The 411-nt window shown below is 37.0% G+C and carries 1 protein-coding gene; it reads left to right on the top strand.

Annotated features, from left to right (window positions below; all coding sequences use genetic code 11):
* Positions 1–411, top strand: a 411-nt coding sequence (locus H1S01_RS20875) for a methyl-accepting chemotaxis protein (RefSeq protein ID WP_243237469.1), incomplete at both ends; no start/stop codon positions are given.

Here is a 411-nt window from a genome sequence, read left to right on the forward strand (position 1 = left end):
CGACGATGGGAAAATTTCAATAACCGAAACAAATTCTAGTATTTCAACTGTTATAAAAGAAACATCTAATTCTCAAAAGGACTTGGAGCTAATTTCAAATAGAGTAGATGAATTACATCAATCAGCCAGTCGAATAGATAATTTGGTATCCTCGGTAAAGTCTATCTCAAATAAAACGAATCTATTGGCATTGAACGCTGCTATAGAAGCAGCCCGGGTCGGTGAATTTGGTCGCGGTTTTGCAGTTGTAGCTGATGAAATAAGAACTCTTGCCAATCAGTCCCAGCTATCTGTAGAACAGATAACTAAGCAGTTAGGGTACATACGCTCCGAGGTAGAAAACATGAATACATCTTTTCATAATATGGATAAATCTTTTGAACAGAATTCACTAGCGGTTAACGTAGTAAG

This window comes from Heliobacterium chlorum (assembly GCF_014502795.1).
In the GTDB taxonomy this organism is placed as follows: Bacteria; Bacillota; Desulfitobacteriia; order Heliobacteriales; family Heliobacteriaceae; genus Heliobacterium; species Heliobacterium chlorum.